General features: G+C 38.4%; 6 protein-coding genes. All 6 read right to left on the bottom strand.

Features of this window, described 5'->3' with window-relative positions:
* Nucleotides 1-2,632 (bottom strand): MMPL family transporter (locus VLB74_RS08810; protein ID WP_325203088.1); only part of this gene is annotated, 2,632 nt, incomplete at its 3' end.
* Nucleotides 2,633-3,811, bottom strand: a complete 1,179-nt coding sequence (locus tag VLB74_RS08805) for a DUF2062 domain-containing protein (RefSeq protein ID WP_325203087.1) — start codon at nt 3,809-3,811, stop codon at nt 2,633-2,635.
* Nucleotides 3,812-3,817: 6 nt separating this feature from the next.
* Complete coding sequence (locus tag VLB74_RS08800; protein WP_325203086.1) at nt 3,818-4,303, bottom strand: hypothetical protein; 486 nt, start codon at nt 4,301-4,303, stop codon at nt 3,818-3,820.
* Nucleotide 4,304: 1 nt separating this feature from the next.
* Nucleotides 4,305-4,676, bottom strand: a complete 372-nt coding sequence (locus VLB74_RS08795; protein ID WP_325203085.1) for an ApeI family dehydratase — start codon at nt 4,674-4,676, stop codon at nt 4,305-4,307.
* Between the two features lie 4 nt (nt 4,677-4,680).
* Entirely contained in the window at nt 4,681-5,319 is a 639-nt protein-coding gene (locus VLB74_RS08790) for a porin family protein (RefSeq protein WP_325203084.1), read from the bottom strand.
* Between the two features lie 12 nt (nt 5,320-5,331).
* The coding region (locus tag VLB74_RS08785) for an outer membrane beta-barrel protein (RefSeq protein WP_325203083.1) at nt 5,332-5,768 on the bottom strand (437 nt) is incomplete at its 5' end.

The raw sequence follows: 5,768 nt of genomic DNA, 5'->3' as shown, positions 1-5,768 counted from the left end.
TTTTTACAAAAGGGTTGGAATACAAAACCGATTTCATGAAATTGGAAAGAATGATCCGGAACCACATTATTTTTACTTCCTTTTTAACCGGCAGGAGCTTCAATATGATTTTTCCGATGAATGAGAAAACCAGTCCGCCCAATCCGTAATAAATAAACGAAAGCGCAGAATGAATGAACAGTCTTAATGATATGGGCGAGTTTCCTTTCTTTACCCTATTGAAGAAGCAAATTCGGAATAATATCGGATAAAAAATAAATGTAATCAAAAGGGCGGCAAACACCCCGATCAACGAAACCGAGGAAATCGATTTTAATGCCGGGTGATCCGCAAAAATCAAGGCGCCGATAGCCAGGATAGTCGTTAAAGCGGCTAATATGATTGACGTTCTGTAAGTTGGCATTTCGTCTTTTCCGGTCGTGTATTCCTTCTGCATGGCGCTGGTCATGAAAATGCTGAAATCGACTCCGTGACCAAAAATGAGCGTACATACGATGGTACTGAAAATATTCAACTGAATCCCGAAAATTCCCATTATCCCGGCGGTAACCAAACCGGTTATGACAATTGGGATGGTGCTGACAATTACCAATTCGATACGGCGGAAAAACACAAACAATATCAGAATTACCGCTACAAAGGAATAATTTACCAGATCATTGAAATCGTCGCGGAGTTTCCCCAAAAACGTTTCGTTCATTTGCTGCCTGTCTATCGCCAGTACATTCTTCTCTTTTGAAATTTTCTGCACAAAAGCATCACGCTGGTCATTGGAAACTTTCACTACCGATGAAACCGTATAAAAACCATTTTTTGAAGCAACAAATTCATCCAGAAACAGCGTTTTCACTTTGGCATAGGTTTCAAAACCGATAGGCTCAAAATCCGTTTGAAGCAAGTCGTAAAACTTTTGATGCGATTGCGGTTTAAAACCAATGGCACTTCCCTCCGAAATCAAAGTTCCCTGTAGCTTGGCCTTTTTTTCTGGAGTCCAGAAGGCATTCCATTTTTCTATTTTCTGTTGCTGCATTTCCTTTGAAAGTACAACGCCTCCAATAGAGCTGAAGTTTAAAATCTCTTTGTTATTTTTATCTGTGGTCAAGGTTCGGAACAGCGAATTAGCGTTGGAAAGCGCTTCTTCTTCGGAATTCCCATAAGAGGCCAGATAGATTGATTTTGATGTCAAATTGGTCGCTTTTTCCAGTTTGGCTTCTGCCTTTTTAATTTCCGTCGGAACAAAATTCAGTTCGGACAGGTTATTATTGAACTTCACTTTTCCGAAAGTAAAAAAGCTGACGATGATGACCACCACACTCGAAATAATCAGAAACTTATTCCGTTCAAACGAAAAACCTGCCGCTTTATCCAGTATCGTTTTGCGTTCCTGTTCATCGATTTTCGGGTAATACAAATGCGGAATAATCAGCAAGGAAAACAACGCCGAAACCACCACACTGATAGCCGCAAAAATACCCAAATCTTTCAGCGCTTCAGAATTCACAAACAACAAACACAGGAAAGCCAAAGCCGTGGTGCTGCTGCTCATGATCAGTGGCATGGTGATGTCCTTGTACAGTGTTTTCAGATCGCTGTTATTTTTGTAATGCGTTAGGATATGCAGCGAATAATCGATGGTAACCCCCAATAATACGGCACCAACACTCAATGAAATAGCCGAAATGGTGTTTCGTATAAAATAAAGACAGGCAATGGCGCATAAAACCCCGAAAACAGATGGGATAAAAATGATCACCGGTACCAGTAATTTTCTGTAGAACAGGATCAGTATCAACATAAGGGTTCCTAAAGAAACCAAAATGGTTGTGATAATGTCCTGCTTGATTTGCTTCGCATTAGCCACTGCAATTAGGGAAGCGCCAAAATAATCCACACTTGCTTTTCCGGCAAACTGTTTATTTAAATTGGATTTTATGGCGGCCAGTTTATCAACAAAAAGGGTGTTTTTTTCGGTTTCGCTTCCGCTTAATTTCGGATTGATGAACAGCAAAAGTTTCGATTCGTCTTTAGTGACAAGGAAACCGTTTTTGAGTTCGAACTCATCCCCAATACCTAACTGTTGCAGTTTTTTTAAGGCTATGAATGAAATTCCGAGAGGATCGTTTAAAATAAAATCTTTCGCAACGATTCCGGTTGGTGAAATTAAGGTGCGATAGTTTTTCTCGACCTGAACTGAAATACTGTCTTTGCTGATTTTCTGTTCAATGTGGTCATAGTCCTTATCCTCCAGAAACAAAGGGAGATTGTTGTACACAAAATCAAAGGTTTCCTGAATATTTTCATCTTCTACTTTACCCTGAATGTCCTTTATATAGGCGTTGCAGGAAGCCACGCTGTCTAAAAAAACGGAGGCGGTTTCGGCCATATCATCAACCGTACCGTCTTTCTCTTTCTCAATAATTACGGTGATTTTATCCGAAAAATTAAGTTGTTTCAGCACTTTGGCAGCTACATCAGCATTCTCGTTTTTCGGTATGATCCGGGTGATGTCTTCTTCAAATTTAATTTTGGAGGCGAAAAAACCAAAAAGGATCAGAAATGCAACCGCAATCCCAACTGCCGCCAGCTTATTCCGCTGAACAAAATGATGAATTCTAATAAAATAGGTATGCATTTAATTACTTGATTTTTTCGAGAGCGAAAGTAACAAATAACTTCCAACTCCAAAAAGAATTGCCATTACAGTTGCCAAAACAAAACTACCAATTACATACTGCAGTATGTTTGTTTTTATATGATCAATAGTTATAGGGCTTCCCAAAGTATACTTTGCGCTATCATTAACAAAGAAAGAGCCTGCCTGCAGTGAACCATATATGATAAAAGGAATCATTGGCGGAATGCTGACATTCGAAAACGCAAAAGCCAGGGCTTTGTTCCAACGTAAAAGTACAGCCAGTGAAATGACAATCAGGGTTTGAAATCCCCAGAAAGGTGCTATTCCGACAAAAACACCCAATGCAATAGAGGCCGCCTTTACGGTATAGGAATCCGAACTGGCTAAAATGTCTTCACGAATGAATGCCGCTAAACTTTTTTTTTTAAAACTTCTGAAGAAGTCTCTGGGCTTTATGTATAAAAGGGTGATGATAACCAAAACGGTATTCAGGATACTGATTCGGGTAAAATCCCTAAAGGGACGAAAATGTGTCACGCGTTCGTTGGGATCATACAAGATGTTTATCGGGATGTTTTTAACATCCACACCATTCCATGCAGAACGGACAATGACTTCTATTTCAAATTCGAATTTTTTGGTGAAAAACCTATTTGGAAGGGATTCCAGCGGATACAAACGGTAACCGGATTGCGTGTCCTCTAATTGGATTCCGGTTTCAAACCAAAACCAAAAATTGGAAAATTTATTCCCGAAACTGCTCTTTTTCGGAACGCCGTCCTGATTCATGTTACGACTCCCGATTAACAAAACATCCTTTCCAGAATCCTCGAAATTATCCAAAAAAACAGGAATATCATCCGGAAAATGCTGGCCGTCAGAATCAATGGTTATAACATATCTGTAATCCAAATCCTTGGCCTTTCTGAAACCTTCCTGAAGCGCATTCCCTTTTCCTTTATTCTCGGGTAAGTGAATTTGACAAACCTGCGGATAAGCGCTTAAAATTTCTTTTGTGGTATCGGTGGAACCGTCATTGACAACAATACAGTTTTGTGTATACTTCAGAACGCCATCAATAACACGGCGCAACGTTTTGTGATTATTGTAAGTTGGAATGATAACACACAATTTATGGGTTTCAATTCGCTCACTAATGGATGGATTGGCACTCATGGTGTATTATTTTAAAATCTGTTGTTTTTCGCTATCGGAAAAAACCGCCGATTGCTTAACGTATTTTTTTATACATTCCCTGACCTCTTTGGACTGCTTATCAAAAGAAATCATAATAAGTTTCTTATCTTCCTCAATATTGCCTTTATATTTCAGTGCTTTAGGCGTATTTTCCTGGATACTGAGGCGAATAAGATGAATTTCGACATTAGCCGGTTCGGATTTCAAGGCTTTCTCCAAAATAGTCACTCCCTCAACAAACAATTCTTTCTTTTGCTTTGCTTTTGGTGCATACTTGGATTTAAGTGCAATAGCGGCCCCTTTATAAGCCAATAGAGTCGCATCGTTTTTATTGTATCCGGAAAGTAGCGCATGAAACTTTTCGGCATTTTGCTTTGATTTTGAAGCCGCATAGTAACCTTCCCTTACTTCAGACAAATCTTGAGTAAGCAGGGTTAAAAAAGCGGCGACTATGCAAAACAAAAATTTCAAATTATACTTTTTTATAGGTATTAGTAAGTTTTAAAGCGACTGTATCCTCAAAACTTGTAGTGTTTTTCACTTTAACTTCGGTTTCCAGATTACCTGAAATCTCCAGTTCCAATCGTAAAACAGGGTGCACATCAGGGTTGATAAGTGCCATAAATTTCACATTGGACGAATTGGTCATAAACAAAGAACTTCCCAATATTTCCTGCGAAAGTTCTTTGATTATCTGCATCATGCATACGCCTGGTGTTACAGGATTTCCGGGAAAATGCCCTTTAAAAATATCGTGCTGGTTATTCAACTTCACGATGGCATTGTATTTTCCTTCCGAAACATTATCTAATTTTTGAACGGTATAAAAATCCTTCAGTAACATAAGCCTATTTTTGTTTTATATCAAATGTATAAGAAACACCCAATTGGAAAACCTGGTTTAGGTAGATTTCGTCAAAATTTCCGTTTTCATTATAGTCATATTCATCAAAATACTCACCTCCGAAAATATCAACAAATCCTTGTTTGTAACGCGCCTCGAAACCTAGTCCGTTTGGTAACGAATAGCCGATTCCTCCGACAATTCCCATATCAAGACCAATAAGATCATCACTTAACGGCCATTCGAAATTATCGCCTAGCTTAAAATCTAAAGTTGGTCCGACAACGGCTTCGAATCCGCCTCCGAAAGTAAATTTATTGATAACGCTCATTGACAAATAATCCAATGAAACGCTATGTGATTTTGGCGCAGGAGCAACAGGATCGAATATGGAACCGTCTGAATATCTGACATTATCAGCACCTTGCGCTGAATAAAGTAATTCCGGCTGAAGGGTATAAATTTTAGCTAATTTAATAGCAGCAAAAGCACCTACATAAAAATTGGTACTGAAATCTGACTCAAAGCCCGTTAATTTTGAAAAATTCACACCTCCCTTAATCCCCGGTTTAACAGTTACCTGGGCATTCATTTGAGTTAATCCGAAAAAGCATACCAATGCTGCAGCTATTTTTTTTCTCATGTCTTAATTTATTTATTTTATATCGAAAGTATAATTAATTCCTAATTGATAAACCACATTGGTTTCGCTGGACACACCACCATCGCTCATAGGGATAAGACCCTGCTTAATTCTGGCTTCGACCCCAAAATTATCCGTAAAATCATATCCGGCTCCAAGCATTAAAGCGAGGTCAAAATTGTTTGACAGATCTACATCGTTATTTTTTTCAATTTGAAAATCAAGGGTTGGTCCTACATGCACATTAAACTTATTGATAAACGTAAATTTATTTACAACGCCAAAGGACAAATAAGAAACATCAATCTTGGTTTTCCCTTCGTTCATATATTCAAAATAAGTTCCTTGTCTTGAATATACAATTTCTGGTTGCAGCGTATAATATTTTGACAGTTTTATTGCGCCATAGCCTCCAAAATAGAAATCGGTTTTTGAAGTGAATTTTTCAT

The organism is Flavobacterium sp., from assembly GCF_035456225.1.
Taxonomy (GTDB): Bacteria; Bacteroidota; Bacteroidia; order Flavobacteriales; family Flavobacteriaceae; genus Flavobacterium.
The sequence above is the reverse complement of the archived record's forward strand: the minus strand, read 5'-3'. Positions and strand labels throughout refer to the sequence as shown.